At 72.5% G+C, this 17,968-nt stretch carries 20 protein-coding genes; 6 read left to right on the top strand and 14 right to left on the bottom strand.

Annotated features, from left to right (window positions below):
* Positions 1 to 16 precede the first annotated feature (16 nt).
* The 7 genes from ASE20_RS07355 to ASE20_RS07325 form a co-directional block, all read right to left on the bottom strand.
* A complete protein-coding gene (locus ASE20_RS07355) occupies positions 17 to 1,327 on the bottom strand; it encodes an SAM-dependent methyltransferase (protein ID WP_056893930.1) in 1,311 nt (436 codons plus the stop codon).
* A complete protein-coding gene (locus ASE20_RS07350; RefSeq protein WP_318655566.1) occupies positions 1,324 to 2,688 on the bottom strand; it encodes an FAD-binding oxidoreductase in 1,365 nt (454 codons plus the stop codon). Before ASE20_RS07350 ends, ASE20_RS07355 begins: the two co-directional genes overlap by 4 nt.
* A gap of 49 nt (positions 2,689 to 2,737) precedes the next feature.
* Positions 2,738 to 3,343 carry a response regulator transcription factor gene (locus ASE20_RS07345; protein WP_056893928.1) on the bottom strand — a complete coding sequence of 202 codons (606 nt, stop codon included), beginning with the start codon at positions 3,341 to 3,343 and terminating at the stop codon, positions 2,738 to 2,740.
* Positions 3,340 to 4,449 (bottom strand): histidine kinase, encoded by a 1,110-nt coding sequence (locus tag ASE20_RS07340; protein ID WP_225868977.1) that lies wholly within the window; start codon positions 4,447 to 4,449, stop codon positions 3,340 to 3,342. The genes ASE20_RS07345 and ASE20_RS07340 overlap by 4 nt, the downstream gene beginning before the upstream one ends.
* A gap of 17 nt (positions 4,450 to 4,466) precedes the next feature.
* On the bottom strand, positions 4,467 to 5,261 hold the full coding sequence (locus ASE20_RS07335; protein WP_225868976.1) for an ABC transporter permease: 795 nt from the start codon (positions 5,259 to 5,261) through the stop codon (positions 4,467 to 4,469).
* Positions 5,258 to 6,166: an ABC transporter ATP-binding protein gene (locus tag ASE20_RS07330; RefSeq protein ID WP_056893925.1), complete on the bottom strand. Its 909-nt coding sequence runs from the start codon at positions 6,164 to 6,166 to the stop codon at positions 5,258 to 5,260. Before ASE20_RS07330 ends, ASE20_RS07335 begins: the two co-directional genes overlap by 4 nt.
* 86 nt (positions 6,167 to 6,252) lie before the next feature.
* Positions 6,253 to 6,597 (bottom strand): hypothetical protein, encoded by a 345-nt coding sequence (locus ASE20_RS07325; RefSeq protein ID WP_056893924.1) that lies wholly within the window; start codon positions 6,595 to 6,597, stop codon positions 6,253 to 6,255.
* A 33-nt stretch (positions 6,598 to 6,630) separates the two neighbouring features.
* Between ASE20_RS07325 and ASE20_RS07320 the strand changes: the two genes are divergently transcribed.
* Together ASE20_RS07320 and ASE20_RS07315 are read left to right on the top strand one after the other, a co-directional pair.
* A complete protein-coding gene (locus ASE20_RS07320; protein ID WP_056893923.1) occupies positions 6,631 to 6,918 on the top strand; it encodes a DUF1330 domain-containing protein in 288 nt (95 codons plus the stop codon).
* A gap of 4 nt (positions 6,919 to 6,922) precedes the next feature.
* Positions 6,923 to 7,846, top strand: a complete 924-nt coding sequence (locus ASE20_RS07315) for an MBL fold metallo-hydrolase (protein ID WP_056893922.1) — start codon at positions 6,923 to 6,925, stop codon at positions 7,844 to 7,846.
* Here ASE20_RS07315 and ASE20_RS07310 read toward each other — a convergent pair.
* The 4 genes from ASE20_RS07310 to ASE20_RS07295 form a co-directional block, all read right to left on the bottom strand.
* Positions 7,833 to 9,134, bottom strand: a complete 1,302-nt coding sequence (locus tag ASE20_RS07310) for a hemolysin family protein (protein WP_056893921.1) — start codon at positions 9,132 to 9,134, stop codon at positions 7,833 to 7,835. The genes ASE20_RS07315 and ASE20_RS07310 overlap by 14 nt on opposite strands.
* A gap of 13 nt (positions 9,135 to 9,147) precedes the next feature.
* Positions 9,148 to 9,609, bottom strand: coding sequence for an rRNA maturation RNase YbeY (gene ybeY, locus ASE20_RS07305; protein WP_056893920.1), 462 nt, complete (start codon positions 9,607 to 9,609; stop codon positions 9,148 to 9,150).
* Positions 9,606 to 10,667 carry a PhoH family protein gene (locus ASE20_RS07300; RefSeq protein WP_056893919.1) on the bottom strand — a complete coding sequence of 354 codons (1,062 nt, stop codon included), beginning with the start codon at positions 10,665 to 10,667 and terminating at the stop codon, positions 9,606 to 9,608. Before ASE20_RS07300 ends, ybeY begins: the two co-directional genes overlap by 4 nt.
* A gap of 116 nt (positions 10,668 to 10,783) precedes the next feature.
* Positions 10,784 to 11,128 (bottom strand): HIT domain-containing protein, encoded by a 345-nt coding sequence (locus ASE20_RS07295; protein WP_056893918.1) that lies wholly within the window; start codon positions 11,126 to 11,128, stop codon positions 10,784 to 10,786.
* Between the two features lie 139 nt (positions 11,129 to 11,267).
* On the opposite strand from ASE20_RS07295, the gene ASE20_RS07290 reads away from it, so the two are divergent.
* From ASE20_RS07290 to ASE20_RS07275, 4 genes are read left to right on the top strand one after another with little or no spacing between them, the layout of a single operon-like run.
* Positions 11,268 to 11,783, top strand: coding sequence for a SigE family RNA polymerase sigma factor (locus ASE20_RS07290; RefSeq protein ID WP_056893917.1), 516 nt, complete (start codon positions 11,268 to 11,270; stop codon positions 11,781 to 11,783).
* A complete protein-coding gene (locus ASE20_RS07285; RefSeq protein ID WP_056893916.1) occupies positions 11,783 to 12,730 on the top strand; it encodes a hypothetical protein in 948 nt (315 codons plus the stop codon). The genes ASE20_RS07290 and ASE20_RS07285 overlap by 1 nt, the downstream gene beginning before the upstream one ends.
* A gap of 31 nt (positions 12,731 to 12,761) precedes the next feature.
* Positions 12,762 to 13,694 carry a Gmad2 immunoglobulin-like domain-containing protein gene (locus tag ASE20_RS07280; protein ID WP_056917923.1) on the top strand — a complete coding sequence of 311 codons (933 nt, stop codon included), beginning with the start codon at positions 12,762 to 12,764 and terminating at the stop codon, positions 13,692 to 13,694.
* Positions 13,691 to 14,743 (top strand): winged helix DNA-binding domain-containing protein, encoded by a 1,053-nt coding sequence (locus ASE20_RS07275; protein WP_056893914.1) that lies wholly within the window; start codon positions 13,691 to 13,693, stop codon positions 14,741 to 14,743. The genes ASE20_RS07280 and ASE20_RS07275 overlap by 4 nt, the downstream gene beginning before the upstream one ends.
* Positions 14,744 to 14,998: 255 nt before the next feature.
* Here the strand turns inward: ASE20_RS07275 and ASE20_RS07270 are convergent, their stop codons facing one another.
* The 3 genes from ASE20_RS07270 to hrcA are packed head-to-tail and all read right to left on the bottom strand — an operon-like array spanning position 14,999 to position 17,955.
* Positions 14,999 to 15,742 (bottom strand): 16S rRNA (uracil(1498)-N(3))-methyltransferase, encoded by a 744-nt coding sequence (locus tag ASE20_RS07270; RefSeq protein ID WP_056893913.1) that lies wholly within the window; start codon positions 15,740 to 15,742, stop codon positions 14,999 to 15,001.
* 12 nt (positions 15,743 to 15,754) lie between these two features.
* Entirely contained in the window at positions 15,755 to 16,921 is a 1,167-nt protein-coding gene (gene dnaJ / locus ASE20_RS07265; protein ID WP_056893912.1) for a molecular chaperone DnaJ, read from the bottom strand.
* Positions 16,922 to 16,932: 11 nt separating this feature from the next.
* Positions 16,933 to 17,955, bottom strand: coding sequence for a heat-inducible transcriptional repressor HrcA (gene hrcA, locus ASE20_RS07260; RefSeq protein WP_056893911.1), 1,023 nt, complete (start codon positions 17,953 to 17,955; stop codon positions 16,933 to 16,935).
* Positions 17,956 to 17,968 lie beyond the last annotated feature (13 nt).

The raw sequence follows: 17,968 nt of genomic DNA, 5'->3' as shown, positions 1-17,968 counted from the left end.
GCTAGTGCCCTGTAGCTCAGCTCCCGAAGTCGTGACGCAGCGGGTAGCCGCTCTCGCCCTCGAGGGTCTTGGTCGCGAGCACGTGGTGGAGCTGGATCTCGTTGCGCTCGAACGCGATCCGCGAGCCCGTCATGTAGAGGCCCCAGACCCGGGCGGTGCCCTCGTCGGTCTCGGCGACGCAGGCGTCCCAGTTGTCGGCGAGGTTCTTCGACCAGCCGGCGAGGGTCCTGGCGTAGTGGAGCCGGAAGTTCTCGTGGTGCTGGACCTCGAGGCGCGCGTCCTCGATCGCGGTCACGATCGTGCCCGAGCCGGCGAGCTCGCCGTCGGGGAAGACGTAGCGGTCGATGAAGGCACCCGTGCTCTTGTCGATGTTGTCGTGACGGGTGATGCAGTGGTTGAGCATCCGGCCACCGGGCTTGAGCTTGCCCTCGATGAAGGAGAAGTACGCCGGGTAGTTGGCGATGCCGATGTGCTCGGTCAGCCCGATCGAGCTGACCGCGTCGAACTCGCCCTCCTCGACGTCGCGGTAGTCGCAGTGGCGCACCTCCGCGAGGTGGTCGAGGCGCTGGGCCTTGATCTCCTCCTGCGCCCACGTGGCCTGCTCGCGCGAGAGCGTCACCCCCAGCACCTGGACGCCGTAGTGCTTCGCGGCGTGGCGCACCATGCCTCCCCAGCCACAGCCGATGTCGAGGAGCCGGTCGCCCTCCTTGAGGCCGAGCTTGCGGCAGATCAGGTCGTACTTGTGCTCCTGCGCCTCCTCGAGCGTCGCGTCGGGGGTCGGGTAGACCGCACAGGTGTAGGTCATCGAGGGGCCCAGGACGTGCTCGTAGAAGGCGTTGGACACGTCGTAGTGGTGGTGGATCGCGTCGGCGTCGCGCTCCTGGGAGTGCCGGCCCCACTTGCCGAACGGGCTGCTCAGGGACCGCAGGCCCTCGAGCCGGTGGCGCCACGCGGGCAGGTGCTCCTGCGGCGGCGGGGGCGGCGGGACGAGGTGGCTGATGCCGAGGGCACGGATCACACCGAGCAGCTCGCTCGGCTTCGGGACACCGAAGTCGGTGCTGTCCTTGAGCAGCGAGAACGCGTCGTAGGGATCCCCCGGGTGGACGCCGTGCAGGACCAGGTCGCCGGCGACGTACGCACGGGCGAGGCCGAGGTCGCCCGGCGCGGTCATGATGTAGGAGAGCCCACGCTCGTTGACGAGCTCCAGCCCGTAGGGCTGGTCGAGGGGGCCGGCCTCGCTGCCGTCGTAGGCCTTGAACCAGAGCGGCAGGCCGCCCTTGAAGAGGGACTCGATCGTCGGGGCAATGCCAGGGTGGGTGCCGGTCATCGGCTCTTCACCGCCTTGTCGTAGAGGGTCGTCAGTCGGTCGTCGGGATCGTGCTGCCGCTTCACTGCGGCGAGGTGCGTGGTGTTGTAGAGCGCGTCGAAGGTCGCGCGGTCGTAGAAGGCGTCGGAGTAGAGCGACTTGTGGCCACCCAGCTCGTGGACCTTGGCCTCGATCGCCCGGTTCCTCGGCGCGTTGACGGCGTCCGGGCCGACGTGGACCGTGCCCCAGAAGCCGACGTTGACGTAGAGCCGGCCGGGCGCGAGCGGGTAGACCGGCCAGGCCCGGGTCGCGACGAGCGGGCACAGCCAGACCGGCCGCATGCCGATCTCCTCGTCGAACCAGCGCAGGAACTCGGGCAGCTGCTCGACCGGCACCTCGATGTCCTGGACGACGCGCTCGCGCTCGGGCCGCCCGGCGCGGCGGTCGAGCCGGTCGGCGATCCCGAAGCGACGGTCGAGGTGGAGCAGGCGCATGTAGACGTCGGAGCGACGCAGGCGGCGCGGCCAGAACCGACGGATGCGCGGGTCCTGCGCGCCGAAGGCACCCGAGCACCAGAACCAGTCGGTGTCCCAGCGCCAGAGGTAGTCGTAGGCGGTGAGCCGGTCGCGGTCGCAGCCCTGCAGGGACCGGAAGTAGATGTCCTGGCCGGCGTAGTCGGACGTCGGCCCGGGCTCGTCGGTCCAGCGGGCGAGGGTGAGGACGTGCTCCCCCGGGCCGAAGGAGACACCGTCGAGGCCGTGGACCACCTCGCCGTCGTGCTCCTGGGCGGAGGCGATCTCGGCGAGCGTCTTGGCCATCAGGCCGGCGTCGTCGAAGCGCAGGTGGCGCAGGGCGACGTAGGACGGGACGCGCTCGAGCTTGATGCGCAGCCGGGTGGCGTAGCCCAACGAGCCGTAGGAGTTGGGGAAGGCGTCGAACAGCTCGTCGCCGGGCCGGGTGGTCACCACCTCGCCGGCGCCGGTGAAGACGTCCATCTCCAGCACCGACTCGTGGGGCAGCCCGTTGCGGAAGCTCGTGGACTCGATGCCGAGGCCGGTCACCGCGCCGCCGAGCGTGATCGTCCGCAGCTGCGGGACGACGTGGGGCACCAGGCCGTGAGGGAGGGTCGCGTCGACCAGGTGCTCGTAGGTGCACATGCCCTGCACCTCGGCGACCGGGCCGTCGGGGCCGTCGGGGACGACCTCGATCACGCCGTCGAGCCCCGAGACGTCGAGTCCCGGGGCCGATGTCGCCGCGCGGGCGCGGAACAGGTTGGTGGTGCGCTTCGCGAGCCGGACCGCATCCCCCTCAGGGATGGCGGCATAGGACCTCGCTAGGCGTGCCACCGCCTCGTGGTGCTGGTGCCAGCCTCGATCTGCCACGATCCGAACCTACTCCCGTCCGTCGACACCTTTTCTGGCCAACCCGCCGTCAGAGCCAGCCATTCCCGTCCGCGACGAGCACCGCCTCCGCGCGGTTGCTCGCCCCTGTCTTGCCGATCGCGGCGGACAGGTGGTTGCGCACCGTGCCCTCCGAGAGGAAGAGCCGGCCAGCGATCGCCGCCACCGACGATCCGTCCCGCGCCGCCCGCAGCACGTCGGTCTCGCGGCCGGTCAGGGGCGACTCCCCACTGACCAGGGAGTCCGTCGCGAGCCCCGGGTCGACGACGCGCAGCCCCTGGTGGACCCGTCGTACGGCGTCGGCGAGCTGGGACGCCGGGGTGTCCTTCACGACGAAGCCGGACGCACCGGCCTGCAGCGCGCGGCGCAGGTAGCCCGGCCGGCCGAAGGTGGTCACGACGAGCACCCGGGTGTCCGGACTGGCGCTGCGGACGGCGGCGCAGGCCTCGATCCCGTCCATGCCGGGCATCTCGACGTCCATCAGCACCACGTCCGGCCGCTCGTCGCGGGCCACCGTGACCGCGTCCTCCCCGGTGCCGACCTCGGCGACGACGTCGAGGTCCGGCTCGAGGCCGAGCAGCGCGGAGAGCGCGCCGCGCACGAGCGCCTGGTCGTCGGCGAGCACCAACCGGATCATTCGGCCACCACCGCCAGCGACCAGCCGGGATCGAGGCGGCGGGTGACCAGCCGGGCACCGGCACCGGTCGCGCGCTCCTGCAGGCCGGTCAGGCCCGAGCCCGTCGTACCGGTCACGGTGGGGCCCCGGCCGTCGTCGCGGACCTCGGCCCGGTCGGGCGCGAGCAGTACCTCGCACCTGCGGGCACCCGAGTGGCGGATCACGTTGGTCACTCCCTCGCGGATCGTCCACGCGAACAGCTCGCGCAGCTCGGTCGGTACGTCGTCGGTGCTGTTGGGCAGGCTCGCCTCGATCTCGGCGGCCTCGAGCGCGGTCCGGGCGCGGGCGAGCTCGCCCGGCAGGGTCAGCTCGCGGTAGCCCTCGACGGCTCGTCGTACGTCGGCAAGGGCGTCGCGGCTGAGCCGCTCCAGGTCCGCGAGCTCCGCGCGGGTGCGCTCGGTGTCCACGTCGAGGAGGCGACCCGCGAGCTCGGCCTTGATCGTGATGACCGTCAGCGAGTGGCCGAGGATGTCGTGGAGGTCGCGGGCCAGGCGGGTCCGCTCCTGCTCCGCGGCGAGCTCGGCGCTGGTCTCGTGGGCGCGGATCAGCTCGATGTTGCGGTTCATCATCGAGCGGACGCCGAAGACCGCGAGCGACGCGGCGATGATCGAGAACGCCAGCCAGGGACTGTGCTCCCAGCCCGGCATCGTGATGCCCGTGACGAGCACGCCCGTGGCGAGCGCGGCGACCACCGGGAGGAACACGACCGGCGGGTAGAGCATGACGACGGTGACCGCGAGGTAGACCACACTGGCCGTCCCGACCTGGCCGAGGGCGGCCACCATGACCACCGCCAGGCCCGAGAGGACGGCGGTCCACGCCAGCCTGACCCGCAACGGCGGCAGCTGGACGAGCCGGGCCCGGTCACTGCGCATCGCCACCCACAGGGCCAGGTACGTCGCCGCGAACACCAGCGTCGCGACGAGACCGCACCAGGCGTGCAGGGCCGGCAGGTCGCTCCACGCGGCGCGGACCGGGTCGAGGAGGAACGCCAGCCAGATGGCGGCGAACATCGGCCCGAGCCGCCCCAGCGCGCGGGGCGGCTCGACCTGGCCCGGGGACTCCACGGTCGCCACGTTAGTGGTCACACGCGGGCCGTGTCCTTGCTCATCCGCCAGGCAGCGCCGGCGACGAAGAGCGCGAACCAGGCGACGGCGTTGACCACGGCGTACCAGGGCAGCTCGTGGGTCAGGGGCGAGCGGGCGATCTCGGCGACGCCGTACATGGGGGTCCAGTGGGCGACCTGCCGGACCGTGTCGGCGTACTGGTCGAGCGGGACGAAGACCCCGCCGAGGAAGGACAGGAGGGCCAGGCCCGGGCCGAGGATCTGCATGGCGTTCTCGCCGGGCACGACGTAGCCGACGAAGACCCCCAGGGCCGCGAACGTCAGCGTGCAGAACAGGGTGACGACCGCGCACTCGATCCAGACGTGCGTGGGCATCTGGGCCTTGCCCTGCAGCGCGCCGACGACATTGACCGCGGCGATCGCGAGCGCACCCATGACGAGCGCGACCAGGGCCTTCATGAGGATGTAGACGACCGGGTGGAGGGGCGTGAGCCGGAGCTGCCGGGACCAGCCCAGCGACCGCTCGAGGGCGACCATGGAGCCGCCGGCGGCCGCGGTGAGCGCGGCACCGTAGAGCGCCATGGAGGCGAGGATGTAGGCCGCGACGTTGCCGCTGCCCACCCTCTCCTCCCAGCCGGACTGGCCGCCGAAGGCGAGCAGCATCGCGCCCGGGAACAGCAGGGTGAAGACGATGGTGCGGCGGTTGCGGAGCATCCGGCGCAGCTCGATGGCGAGCACGGTGCCGTTGAAGCCGCCCATCGGCGGCACCCGGCGGGCGGACGGGTCGTACGTCGTGGTCGTGGTCATGCTCATGATGCGTCTCCGGTCAGGCTGAGGAAGGCCTCCTCGAGGCCCTGGGCGGTGATCTCGAGGTCGCGCGCGTCGGTCTCGGTGAGCAGGTGGCGGGCGACGGCGTCGCTGTCCTTGGCCTGCACGATGAGCGTGTCGCCCCGCGTCTCGACGCTGTCGACGCCACCCAGGGCGCCGATCCGCTCGAGGGTGGGCCGATCGGCGCCGGGCAGGTGCGCCCGCAGGGTGCGGCCGCTCGCCAGTGCGCGGATCTCGGGCCCGGTGCCGTCGGCGACGACCTTGCCCTTGCGGACCAGCACGATCCGGTCGGCGTACTGGTCGGCCTCCTCGAGGTAGTGCGTCGCGAACAGCACGGTGCGGCCGGTGGCGAGGTCGGCGCGGATCGCCGACCAGAAGGCGCGGCGGCCCTCGACGTCCATGCCGGTCGTCGGCTCGTCGAGGAGCAGCAGGGCGGGGTCGGACAGCAGGGCCATCGCGAACCGGAGCCGCTGCTGCTCCCCGCCCGAGCACTTGCCGACCCTGCGGTCCGCGATGCCGGCGATGCCGGCCCGCTCCAGCACCTCGTCGACGGGACGGGTGTCGGCGAACAGGCTCGCCGTGTAGGCGACGGTCTCGCGGACGGTGAGGTCCTTGAGCAGGCCGCCGGTCTGCATGACTGCGGCCACCAGGCCGCGGGCGATGGCCCTGCGCGGCTCCATGCCGAGCACCTCGACGGTGCCGGTGGTGGGCCGCGACAGGCCGAGGACCAGGTCGATGGTGGTGGTCTTGCCGGCGCCGTTCGGGCCGAGGAAGGCCACGATCTCGCCGGGGTTGAGCTCGAGGTCGATGCCGCGCACGGCCTCGACCGCGCCGAACGCCTTGGTCACCCCGGACAGCCGGACGGCCGGCGGGTTGGGTCGTGTCGTCATGTCCTCCAGCCTGCTGGCGGGAGGACTCTCCTGCCTCGCCCGGTCGTCACGACCCGGGCATGACATCTGTCAGGGGTGGAGGCGACTCAGGCGGTACGCGTCCCCGCGATCGTGCCGCGCGCATCCCCGACGTGGACGGTGACACCGTCCGCACCGCTGAAGTCACCGAGCACGGCCGCGTCCGGCTCGGTCAGGTCCTGCGCGTCACCGAGCACCACGCACGCCTCGACGCCCGACGACCCTCCGGCAACGGCCATCGCGACGACGGCCTGGACGGCGCTCAGCTGCAGTGACGGGAGGTCGACCGTGGCGGCGGCGTAGGTGCGTCCCTCGGTGTCGCGCACCGCGGCGCCCTCGGCGGCCTGGATGCGCGCGCGGGTGGCACGGGCGAGGGTGACGAGCTTCTTGTCCTCGGTGGAGAGGTCGGTCATGGGGAGATTGTCCCAGCACGGCAGGATGAGCCCATGCCTGCCTACTGGATCAGCAACTACCGAGCCGTGCACGACGAGGCGAAGATGTCGGCGTACGCCGAGCTGGCCGGCCCGGCCCTCATCGCGGCCGGGGCGCGCTTCCTGGCTCGTGGCCTGCCGGAGAAGGTCTACGAGGCCGGGCTGGAGCAGCGCGTCGTCATCATCGAGTTCGACAGCGTCGAGGCGGCGATCGCCGCACACGACTCGGCGGCCTACCAGGAGGCGCTCGTCGCGCTGGGGGACGGCGCCGAGCGCGACCTGCGGATCGTCCCGGGCGTGTAGTCCGGTGCGCCTCAGGCTGGGACGCCCCGACCTCACCCGGTACGACGACCGGTTCGACGTCCCGGCGGCGCGGGGCGCGTTCGGGGCGACCTTCCTCGGGGTGTCGAGCGTGCTGCTCGACGACGGGGAGACCGCCCTCCTGACCGACGGATTCTTCTCGCGGCCGCCGATGGCGAAGGTGCTCCTCGGCAGGCTCAGTCCGGACGAGGCACGGATCGACGCGGTGCTGCGGCGCGCCGGCATCGACCGGTTGGCCGTGGTGGCGCCCGTGCACACGCACTACGACCACGCGATGGACTCCCCCGCCGTCGTACGACGCACGGGCGGCGTGCTCGCGGGCGGCACCTCGAGCGCGAACCTCGGGCGCGGGGCCGGTCTCGCGGAGGACCGCATCCTCACGGTCACCCCGGGCCGGCCGGAGACGTTCGGCGGGTTCACGCTGACGTGGATCGAGTCCGAGCACTGCCCGCCCGACCGCTTCCCGGGCACGATCGACGAGCCGGTGACCCCGCCGGTCAGCACCAAGGCCTACCGGTGCGGCGAGGCGTGGTCGATCCTCGTCGAGCACACCAGCGGCCGGACCGCCCTCGTCCAGGGCAGCGCCGGCTTCCGGCCGGGTGCGCTGGCCGGAAGGACCGCCGACGTGGCCTACCTCGGCGTCGGCCAGCTCGGGCTGCAGGACCAGGCCTACCTGCGGACCTACTGGGCCGAGACGGTCGAGGCGATCGGTGCCCGGGAGGTCGTCCTGCTGCACTGGGACGACTTCTTCCGGCCCCTCGACGAGCCGTTGCGCGCGCTGCCGTACGCCGGCGACGACCTCGACGTCACGATGCGTGCCTTCGTCGCCCTCGCGGAGCAGCAGGGCGTGGGACTGCACTTCCCCACCGTCTGGCAGCGCGAGGACCCCTGGTCGATCAGTCCTCGCTGAGTGCCGGCGCCGCGGCCACGCGCGAGATCAGCACGGTGCCGATCTTGTTGCGCCGCCCCGCGGCCTGCTCGGCCTCGAAGCGCAGGCCGTGGGCCTCGACGACCGAGCCCGGGATCGGGACCCGGCCCAGGTGCTTGGCGAGCAGCCCGCCGACGGAGTCGACGTCCTCCTCCTCGATGGTGAACCCGAAGAGCTCGTCGAGGTCGTCGACGGGGTAGCGCGAGGACACCCGCACCATGCCGTCGTCCACCCCGCCGATGTGCTCGACCTCGACCTCGGCCTCGTCGAACTCGTCGGTGATCTCGCCGACGATCTCCTCGAGCAGGTCCTCGATCGTGATCAGGCCGGCCGTGCCGCCGTACTCGTCGACGACGATCGCGACGTGCTGGCGGCGGGCCTGCATCTCGCGGAGCAGGTCGTCGACCGGCTTCGACTCGGGCACCCAGTGCACCGGCCGCATCACCTCGTCGACCCGCTGGGTCAGCTCGATCTCGGGGTCCTCGAAGTCGCGGCGCACGACGTCCTTGAGGTAGGCGAAGCCGCGGACGTCGTCGAGGTTCTCGCCGATGACCGGCACCCGGGAGAAGCCGGAGCGCAGGAAGAGCGACTTCGTCTGGCGCAGGTTCTTGTGGGCCTCGACGTAGACGACGTCGCCGCGCGGCACCATCACCTCGCGCACGGTGGTGTCCCCGAGCTCGAAGACGGAGTGGATCATCCGCCGCTCCTCGGCCTCGATCAGCTCGGTGGCCTCGGCGATGTCGACCAGCTCGCGCAGCTCGGTCTCGGTCTGGAACGGACCCTCGCGGAAGCCGCGCCCCGGGGTGATCGCGTTGCCGACGAGGATCAGCAGCCGCGGCACCGGTCCGAGCACGGTGGTCAGCGCCGCCAGCGGCCAGGCCGACCAGATCGCGACGCTCTCGGCGTGCTGGCGCCCGACGGTGCGGGGCGCGACGCCGATCACGACGAAGGAGACGACGAGCATCACGCCGAGCGCCAGGCCGGCGCGGGCCCACCACGACGCGTCGAGCCGCGCGTCGATGTGCAGGGTGACCACGACGATGGCCGCGATCTCGCAGAGCAGCTGCAGCAGCAGTGCGGTGTTGAGGTGGCGGGGGGCGTCATCGAGGACGGCGATCAGGCGCTTCGCACCGCCGCGACCGTCGGCCAGCAGCTCCTGCGCGCGGGCGCGCGAGAAGCCGGCGAGGGCGGCGTCAGCCGCGGCGAAGAGTCCGGCGAGGACGACGAGGAGGGCCGCTACGAGGAGCGGCCACAGACTGTCGGCGATCATGTCGGCTGCGGCCTCAGGAGGCGGCCAGGTGGGCGCGCCACTGGGCGAGCAGCTGGTCCTGCAGCCCGAACATCACCTTGTGCTCCTCGGGCTCGGCGTGGTCGTAGCCGAGCAGGTGCAGGATGCCGTGGGTCGTGAGCAGCTCGAGCTCGGCGAGGGTGCCGTGACCGGCCGTCTCGCCCTGCCGCTCGGCGACGGCGACGCAGAGGACCAGGTCGCCGAGGACGCCCTCCTCGGGCTCCTCGTTGACCAGGCCGGGACGCAGCTCGTCCATCGGGAAGGCGAGCACGTCGGTCGGGCCCTCCTTCTCCATCCACTTCTCGTTGAGCTCGGCGATCGTGGGCTCGTCGACGGCCTTGATGCACAGCTCCGCGAGGGGGTGCACGCGCATCTGGTCCATCACGAAGCGGGCGAGCCGCGAGAAGTGCTTCACGTCGAGCCCGGCGCCGGACTCGTCGATGATCTCGATGCTCACTCCGTGTCGCCCTTCTGGTTGCCGGCCCTGCTGTCGAGCCGGCGGTCCTGGCGCAGCTCGCGCTTGGCTTCCTTCTTCGCGTCGAACTCGTCGTAGGCCGCCACGATCCGCGCCACCAGCTTGTGGCGGACGACGTCGTGGCTGGTCAGCTTGACGAAGGCGAGGTCTTCGACGCCGTCGAGGATGCCCTCGACGATCCGCAGGCCGGACATCGTGCCGGACGGCAGGTCGACCTGCGTCACGTCACCGGTGACCACGATCTTGGAGCCGAAGCCGAGCCGGGTGAGGAACATCTTCATCTGCTCGGGCGTGGTGTTCTGCGCCTCGTCCAGGATGATGAAGGAGTCGTTGAGCGAGCGGCCGCGCATGAACGCCAGCGGCGCGACCTCGATCGTGCCGGCCGCGAGCAGCTTGGGGATCAGCTCGGGGTCGAGCATGTCGTGCAGCGCGTCGTAGAGCGGGCGCAGGTAGGGGTCGATCTTCTCGGTCAGCGTGCCCGGCAGGTAGCCCAGCCGCTCGCCGGCCTCGACCGCCGGCCGGGTCAGGATGATCCGGTTGACCTGCTTGGCCTGCAGCGCCTGGACCGCCTTCGCCATGGCGAGGTAGGTCTTGCCCGTGCCGGCCGGGCCGATGCCGAAGGTGATCGTGTGGTTGTCGATCGTCTCGACGTACCGCTTCTGGTTGAGCGTCTTCGGGCGGATCGACCGGCCACGGTTGCTCAGGATGTTGACCGACAGCACGTCGGCGGGACGCTCGGACGTCGCGGTCTGCGCGCGCAGCATCGCCTCGACGCGCTCGACGACGTCGGGCGTGATGCCCTGGCCGGTGCGCAGCAGCGCGACGAGCTCACCGATGAGCTTCTCGGCGAGGTCGAGCTCGCCGGCCTCACCGCTCAGAGTGACGCGGTTGCCGCGGACGTGGACCTGGACGCCGAAGCGCTTCTCGATGATGCCGAGGTGCTCGTCACCGGGACCGAAGAGCGTGACCATGTCGATGCTGTTCGGCACGACGACGGTGTGCCGGGTGGCGGAGATCGGAGTGGGGGTGGAGTCGGTCATGGATGCCCGGTGACGGGCGGCCTTTCAGTACGACGAACAGGTCGCTTCCATGCTACGGGAGGGACCTCCGCTCGCCCACTCGTTTGCGCCTGCCCGCGGGCGCGGCCCGACCCGGCTCAGCCCGGGGGCCAGTTGAGCGGGCGGCCCGCGATCACGTGGCAGTGCGTGTGGAAGACGGTCTGCTGGGCGCCGGCACCGGTGTTGAAGACGAGGCGGTAGTCGTCGTAGCCCTCGGCAGCGGCGACGGCACGGGCGGTCGCCGGGATCTCGGCGAAGGTCGCGGCGTCGGCGGCGGCGGTCGCGGCGGCGTTCGGCTCGTGGTCGCGCGGGATCACCAGCACGTGCAGCGGCGCCTGCGGGTTGATGTCGCGGAAGGCGAGGGTGCGCTCGCCCTCGTGGACGATCTCTGCCGGGATCTCGCCGGCGACGATCTTGCAGAACAGGCAGTCCGGATCGGTCACTGCGCCACCTTCGCAGATGGAGGGAAAGCCGTGTCAACCGGTCGGCCGGGTGCCGCGTCCAACTAACGTGACGATCCATGCGGTGCTCGGCGCTCCTTCCCTCTCCTCCGGCTTCCCCGCCGGTGCGGAGTGTCCTGCCGTGAGCGACGCCGACACCGCGATCGAGACCCTGTACGTCGCCCACTGGGACCAGCTCGTCCGCCTGTCCGTGCTGCTGGTGCGCGACCAGGGCCAGGCCGAGGAGGTCGTCCAGGACGCCTTCGTGGAGCTGCACCGGCGCTGGGAGCGGATCGACGACCCGGACCGCGCGCCGGCATACCTGCGCCAGACGGTGGTCAACCGGTCGCGCTCCGCGCTGCGCCACCGCGGCGTCGTGCAGCGCCACCTGGCCCGCCAGCACCAGCTCGACGTCGCGCCCGGCGCGGACGAGCCGGTGCTCGCCGACAGCCGCCGCCGCAGCGTGCTCGACGCCCTGCAGCGGCTCCCCCGGCGCCAGCGCGAGGTACTGGCGCTGCGCTACTACCTCGACCTCTCGGAGGCGGAGATCGCCGAGACGCTCGGCATCAGCCGCGGCGCGGTGAAGAGCCACGCCTCGCGCGGCACCGCGGCGCTGCGACCTCTGCTCGCCGCCCACGACCTGAAGGACGGTCAGTGATGTCCCACCCCGACGACGACCTCGACGGCCTCGACGGCGCCCTCGGCCGGCTGCTCGGCGACGCGGTCGCCGACGTCTCCCCGAACGACCGGCTCGGCGAGATCCGGCGTCGTACCCTCCAGCAGCCGCGGCGCGCCCCCCGCCGCTGGCCGCTGGTCGTGCTCGGCGCCGGCGTCACGACCGCCGCGGTCGTCGGTGCGGTCGCCCTGGCCGGCCACCTCGGCCTGCCCGGGGCCGACGAGCCCCCGGTGGCGTCGGGTCCGCGGCAGGCGGCGGTGGCGACGTACTTCGTCGGGGAGACGGCCGCGGGACCCCGGCTGTTCCGGGAGTTCCAGGCGATCTCGCCCAACGACGAGGAGGCGCCGCTGGCGCTCGCCGCGCTGCGGCTGCTGGAGTCCGACGCCGGCCCGCTGGACCCCGACTACACGACCGACTGGTCCGACGGTGCCTTCACCGCGGTGACCGTCACTGACAGCCGGATCGAGGTCCGGCTCGCGGACCGGGTCGACCCGCTTCCCGCCGACCCGGCCGCCCAGCAGGCGGTCTTCACCGTGCAGGCGGCGCTCGGGAGCTCGCTGCCGGTGGCCTTCAGGACGCCGGAGGGCACCCTCCGGGTCGACGGCCAGGAGTCCGTGGGCCGCGACAACGCGCTCCTCGCGCCGGTCAACGTGACCGATCCCGTCGAGGGCCACACCGTCGACGACCTGCTCACCGTGCGCGGCGTCGTCAGCCCGGTCGGCCCCGCGCCCACGACCGTGGCGTGGGAGCTGCACTCACCCGGCGACGCGGTGGTCGTCGCGTCAGGCTCCACACCCGTCGTGACGCGCGCCTGGGAGCAGACCACCTCGATCGCGGACGTCCCGCCGGGCACCTACGAGCTGCGTGTGAGCGTTCCCATGCCCGGCGCGGCACCCGCCACCGACACGCGGACCCTGACGGTCCGTTGACCCACCCCGCGATCACGGAAGGATCGAACCCATGAGCACCCCCCTTCGTCGTACCGCTGCCGTGCTGGCCGGCGCGACGCTCACCCTCGGCCTGCTGGCGGCCTGCGGCGACGACGATCCCCGACCGACCGCGGGCGACCCCGCCACGACCGGTACGACGACCGCGCCCACCGGCGCCACGGACGGGACCGACGCGACCGACGCCCCCACGGACAGCGGCAGCGCGACGCCGGAGTCACCCGACCCCGAGGTCATCCCGGTCTACTACGTCGGCGACGCGCCCCGCGGCGACGTGCTCTTCCGCGAGTTCAGCCAGGCATCCGGTGTCGCCCCGCTCGTCGCCGCGGCCGCCGCGGTGACGGCGGGCGACCCGATCGACCCGGACTACCGCACCTTGTGGCCGGGCGGCCGGTTCGCCGGCGTCGAGCAGACCAGCGACGCGATCGTGGTCGACGTGGCCGACAGGACGTGGCTCCAGCGCGGCCGGCTCGATCGCGCCCAGGCGCGTCTCGCCATCCAGCAGCTCGTGTACACGTTGCAGGGCGTGGCCGGCGAACGACTCCCGGTCCGGGTCACCCTCGACGGCGCGCCGGCCACCACGTTGCTCGGCGTCCCGGTGAGGACCGGCTTCACGGCCGCCCCCGAGCTGGATGTGCTGGCCCTGGTCAACATCACCGAGCCGGCCGAGGGCAGCGCCGTCTCGGGGACGTTCACCGCCACCGGGCGGGCGAGCTCGTTCGAGGCGACCGTCCCGTGGGTGCTCGAGAACGCCGCCGGCAAGGAGGTCCTCCGTGGCTTCTCCAACGCGGAGGGCTGGGTCGACAAGCTCTACCCGTGGGAGACCTCGGTCGATGTGAGCGCTCTCAAGCCCGGTCGGTACACCTTCGTCGCGCGCACCGACGACCCGTCGAACGGCGAGGGCGGCGGCCCGACCGAGGACACCAAGCGGATCACGATCGAGTGAGGTTCTCCAAGCAGCGGCTCAACCGCACCCTGCTCCTGCGCCAGCACCTGCTCGAGCGGGTCGACCGCACGCCGGCTCAGCTGGTCGAGCACCTGGTCGGGCTCCAGGCGCAGGAGCCGATGCCGCCGTACCTGTCCCTGGCGGCGCGACTCACCGCGTTCGACCCCATCGGCCTGAGCAACCAGATCGAGTCGCGGGAGCTCGCCCGGGTGCTGAGCCTGCGCGACACCGTCCACCTCCACCTGCCCGCCGACGCACTGACCCTGCCCGTGTGGGCGGCGCCGGTGCGCGACCGCGAGCTGCGGATGAGCCAGACCATCGGCGCTGCGCGTGAGGTCGACAGGGCGGCGTTCGCAGCGGCGGTGCGCACCGTGCTGGCCGACGGGCCGCTGCCCCAGCGCGCGCTGTCCGCGGCGCTGGCGGAGCGCTTCCCGTCGTACACGGGGGCGCAGCTGGGCAGCGTCGCCCGGGTCACCGAGGTGCTCGTCCAGCTGCCGCCGCGCGGCTGCTGGAAGCCGACCGCCTCCACCGCGGTCGCCTACGACTTCGCCGAGCGCTGGCTCGGTGCCCCGCTCTCGTCGCCGGACGTGCCGGAACTGGTCCGCCGCTACCTGCGCGCCTTCGGTCCCGCGACCGCCGCCGACGTCACCACCTGGTCCGGCATCACCAGGCTGGCGCCGGTCCTCAAGGCGATGGAGGACCTGGTCCGCCACGAGGACGAGGACGGCAAGGTCCTCTACGACGTCGAGGGCTCCCCCGTCGCCGACGAGGACACCCCCGCGCCGGTCCGGATGCTCGGCACCTACGACAACGTCTGGCTCTCCCACGCCGGCCGCGACCGCGTCACCGCCCCCGAACGCCGCAACGCCTGGATGGGCGTCAACGGCGCCCAGTCCAACGCGCTCTTCGTCGACGGCTGGCTCGAGGGCCTGTGGCGCATCGACGACGGCAAGGTCGTGCTGGGCGAGATCCTCCGCCCCCTGACCAAGGCCGAGCAGGCCGGGCTGGACGAGGAGATCGCGCGGGTCGAGGCCCTCCTCGCCCTGTAGCCCGACGAACCGTGCCTCAGGGCACCACGAACCGTGCCTCAGGGCACCACGAACCGTGGATTGTGGCACCACGAACCGTGCCTCAAGGCACCACGAACTGGTTGGTTCTGGCAGGTCGGGGTCTGAGCAGCGTTGGTTCGGTGTTACCGACCCCACCGTTCGTGGTGCCAACACCCACACCTCGTGGTGCCACAAGCCACGGTTCGTGGTGCCACAAGCCACGGTTCGTGGTGCCACAAGTCACGGTTCGTGGGGTCAGGAGCCCCAGCGGGGGGTGCGGGACAGCAGGGCGGCAACGGCGGCGACGCCGGCGGTGGAGGTACGCAGCACCTCGGAGCCGAGGCGGACGGCGACGGCGCCCGACGCCACGAACCGGGCCACCTCCTCGTCGGTGAGGCCGCCCTCGGGGCCGACCACGACGACCAGGTCGCCGTCGGGCGGCAGGGCGAGGGCCGAGATCGGCTCGGTGGCGTCCTCGTGCAGGACGACGGCGACGTCGGCGGAGGCGATCAGCGCGACCACCCCGTCGGTCGAGGCGAGCGGGGCGACCGAGGGGTGCCAAGCGCGGCGGGCCTGCTTGGCGGCCTCGCGAGCGGTGGCCTGCCACTTGGCGAGGGACTTCGCGGCCCGCTCGCCCTTCCAGACCGCGACGCTGCGCGCAGCGGCCCACGGGACGACGGTGGCGACGCCGATCTCGGTCAGCACCTCGACGGCGAGCTCGCCGCGGTCGCCCTTCGGCAGGGCCTGGACGACCGTGACCCGCGGCTGCGGCTCGGGCAGGTCGGCGACCTCGCGGGCGACCACGGTGAAGGACCGCTTGGTGGTCTCGCCGACCTCGCCGGTGACCAGGCGGCCGAGGCCGTCGGTGAGCAGCAGCGCCTCACCCACCCGCAGGCGTCGTACGACGACCGCGTGGTGGGCCTCGTCGCCCTCGACCGTCACCGTGTCACCGGCGCGGATCCCGTCGAGCGAGGGAACGAGGTGCTGCGGGAGCGTCACCAGAGGCTCGGCTCAGTGCGTGGTGAAGGCGTCGCGGAGCCGGCCGAAGACCGACTTGTGGGCCGGTCGCACGTCACCCGTCGGCTGCTCCTCGCCACGGATGGCGGCCAGCTCGCGGAGCAGCTCCTCCTGGCGCGGGTCGAGCCGGGTCGGCGTCTCGACGGCGATGTTGACGATCAGGTCGCCACGTCCGCCGCGCAGGCCGGGCACGCCACGACCCCGCAGCAGCACCTCCTGGCCGGACTGGGTGCCGGCCGGGATCGGCAGGTCGAAGGCGGTCTCCAGACCGGACTCCTCCACGTCGGGGAGGTCGGCCTCGAGGGTCGGCAGCGAGATGGTGGTGCCGAGGGCGCCCGCGGTCATCGGCACCGACACCGTGCAGTGCAGGTCGTTGCCGTGGCGCGAGAAGGTCGGGTGCGGGGCGACCTGGATCTCGACGTAGAGGTCGCCGGCGGGCCCACCGCCGGGACCGACCTCGCCCTGCTCGCTGAGCTGGACGCGGGTGCCGGTGTCGACGCCGGCGGGGATCTTCACGGTCAGGGTACGACGCGAGCGGACCCGCCCGTCGCCGGCGCACTCGCGGCACGGGTCGGGGATGACCGAGCCGAACCCGCGGCAGGCGGCACAGGGGCGCAGCGTGCGGATCTCGCCGAGGAAGGAGCGCTGCACGTGGGCGACCTCGCCGGCTCCGCGGCAGGTCTCGCAGGGCACCGGGTGGCTGCCCGGCGCGGCACCCTCGCCGTCGCAGGCTGTGCAGCGCACGGCGGTGTCGACCTTGAGCTCACGGGCCACGCCGAAGGCCGCCTCGGCGAGGTCGACCTCGATGCGGATCAGGGCGTCCTGCCCGCGGCGCACGCGCGGGCGCGGTCCGCGGCCGCCGCCCCCGCCGCCACCGCCCTGGCCGCCGAAGAAGGCGTCCATGATGTCGGTGAACGAGAACCCGGCCCCCTGGCCGCCGAACCCGCCGAAGGCGTCGCCGCCGCGGTCGAAGGCCGCCCGCTTCTGCGGGTCGGAGAGCACCTCGTAGGCAGCGGTGACCTGCTTGAACCGCTCCTGGCTCTCCTCGTCGGGGTTGACGTCGGGGTGGAGCTGACGGGCCAGCTTGCGGTAGGCCTTCTTGATGGTGTCGGCGTCCGCGTCGCGGGCGACACCGAGCAGCTCGTAGGGGTCCTGGCTCACTTCTCTTCTTCTCAGCTCTCGTCGAGGATGCGGGAGACGTAGCGCGCCACCGCGCGCACCGCCGCCATCGTTCCGGGGTAGTCCATGCGGGTCGGGCCGACGATCCCGAGCGACGCGAGCGCGTCGTCGGGGCCGTAGCCCGTGGCCACGACGCTGGTGGAGGACAGCTCCTCGTAGGGGCCCTCCGCGCCGATGCGCACCGTGACAGCGCCGCCCGTCGTCGCCTCGCCGAGCAGCTTGAGCAGGACGACCTGCTCCTCCAGCGCCTCCAGCATCGGCCGGATCGAGGTGTCGAAGCTGTCGCCGAAGCGGGCCAGGTTGGCCGTGCCGCCGACCACGATCCGCTCGTCGGAGCGGTGGTCGCTCATCGCCTCGACCAGCGACTCGACCACGGCCTGGGTCGCGGACGTCGGCTCGGCGCCGTCCTGTGCACGGACCAGGTCGCCCAGCGCGGTGGCGGCGTCGCCGATGACCTCGCCGGTGGCGGCGAGGTTGATGCGGGAGCGGAGCGCAGCCAGGTCGGCCTCGGTGAGGTCCTCGTCGAGCTCGACGTGGCGCTGCTCCACGCGGCCGGTGCTGAGGATCAGCACCAGCAGCAGGCGGGTCGGGGTCAGCGCGACGACCTCCACGTGGCGCACGGTCGAGCGCGACAGCGTGGGGTACTGGACGACGGCGACCTGGCGGGTCAGCTGCGCGAGCAGGCGGACCGAGCGGTGCACGACGTCGTCGAGGTCGACGGCGCCGTCGAGGAAGCTCGCGATCGCCCGCCGCTCCGCGGTCGTGGTCGGCTTGACCGTGGAGAGCCGGTCGACGAAGAGCCGGTAGCCCTTGTCGGTCGGTACCCGGCCGGCGCTGGTGTGCGGCTGGGCGAGGTAGCCCTCGTCCTCCAGCGCGGCCATGTCGTTGCGGATCGTGGCCGGCGAGACGTCGAGGCGGTGTCGCTCGACCAGCGCCTTGGAGCCGACCGGCTCCTCGGTGGCGACGTAGTCCTCGACGATCGCTCGCAGCACGGCGAGCCTGCGCTCCTCCTGCATGCCCACCTCCTCG

Origin of the sequence: Nocardioides sp. Root240 (assembly GCF_001428825.1) — a bacterium.
Lineage (GTDB): Bacteria > Actinomycetota > Actinomycetes > Propionibacteriales > Nocardioidaceae > Nocardioides.
This window is presented reverse-complemented; position numbering and strand designations above follow the sequence as displayed.

What these genes read in the sequence shown, in the direction of transcription:
- ASE20_RS07355 (WP_056893930.1), bottom strand. Translation starts at nt 1,327, where the DNA reads ATGACCGGCACCCACCCTGGCATTGCCCCGACGATCGAGTCCCTCTTC.
- ASE20_RS07345 (WP_056893928.1), bottom strand. Translation starts at nt 3,343, where the DNA reads ATGATCCGGTTGGTGCTCGCCGACGACCAGGCGCTCGTGCGCGGCGCG.
- ASE20_RS07335 (WP_225868976.1), bottom strand. Translation starts at nt 5,261, where the DNA reads ATGAGCATGACCACGACCACGACGTACGACCCGTCCGCCCGCCGGGTG.
- ASE20_RS07330 (WP_056893925.1), bottom strand. Translation starts at nt 6,166, where the DNA reads ATGACGACACGACCCAACCCGCCGGCCGTCCGGCTGTCCGGGGTGACC.
- ASE20_RS07325 (WP_056893924.1), bottom strand. Translation starts at nt 6,597, where the DNA reads ATGACCGACCTCTCCACCGAGGACAAGAAGCTCGTCACCCTCGCCCGT.
- ASE20_RS07320 (WP_056893923.1), top strand. Translation starts at nt 6,631, where the DNA reads ATGCCTGCCTACTGGATCAGCAACTACCGAGCCGTGCACGACGAGGCG.
- ASE20_RS07310 (WP_056893921.1), bottom strand. Translation starts at nt 9,134, where the DNA reads ATGATCGCCGACAGTCTGTGGCCGCTCCTCGTAGCGGCCCTCCTCGTC.
- ASE20_RS07300 (WP_056893919.1), bottom strand. Translation starts at nt 10,667, where the DNA reads ATGACCGACTCCACCCCCACTCCGATCTCCGCCACCCGGCACACCGTC.
- ASE20_RS07285 (WP_056893916.1), top strand. Translation starts at nt 11,783, where the DNA reads ATGTCCCACCCCGACGACGACCTCGACGGCCTCGACGGCGCCCTCGGC.
- ASE20_RS07280 (WP_056917923.1), top strand. Translation starts at nt 12,762, where the DNA reads ATGAGCACCCCCCTTCGTCGTACCGCTGCCGTGCTGGCCGGCGCGACG.
- hrcA (WP_056893911.1), bottom strand. Translation starts at nt 17,955, where the DNA reads ATGCAGGAGGAGCGCAGGCTCGCCGTGCTGCGAGCGATCGTCGAGGAC.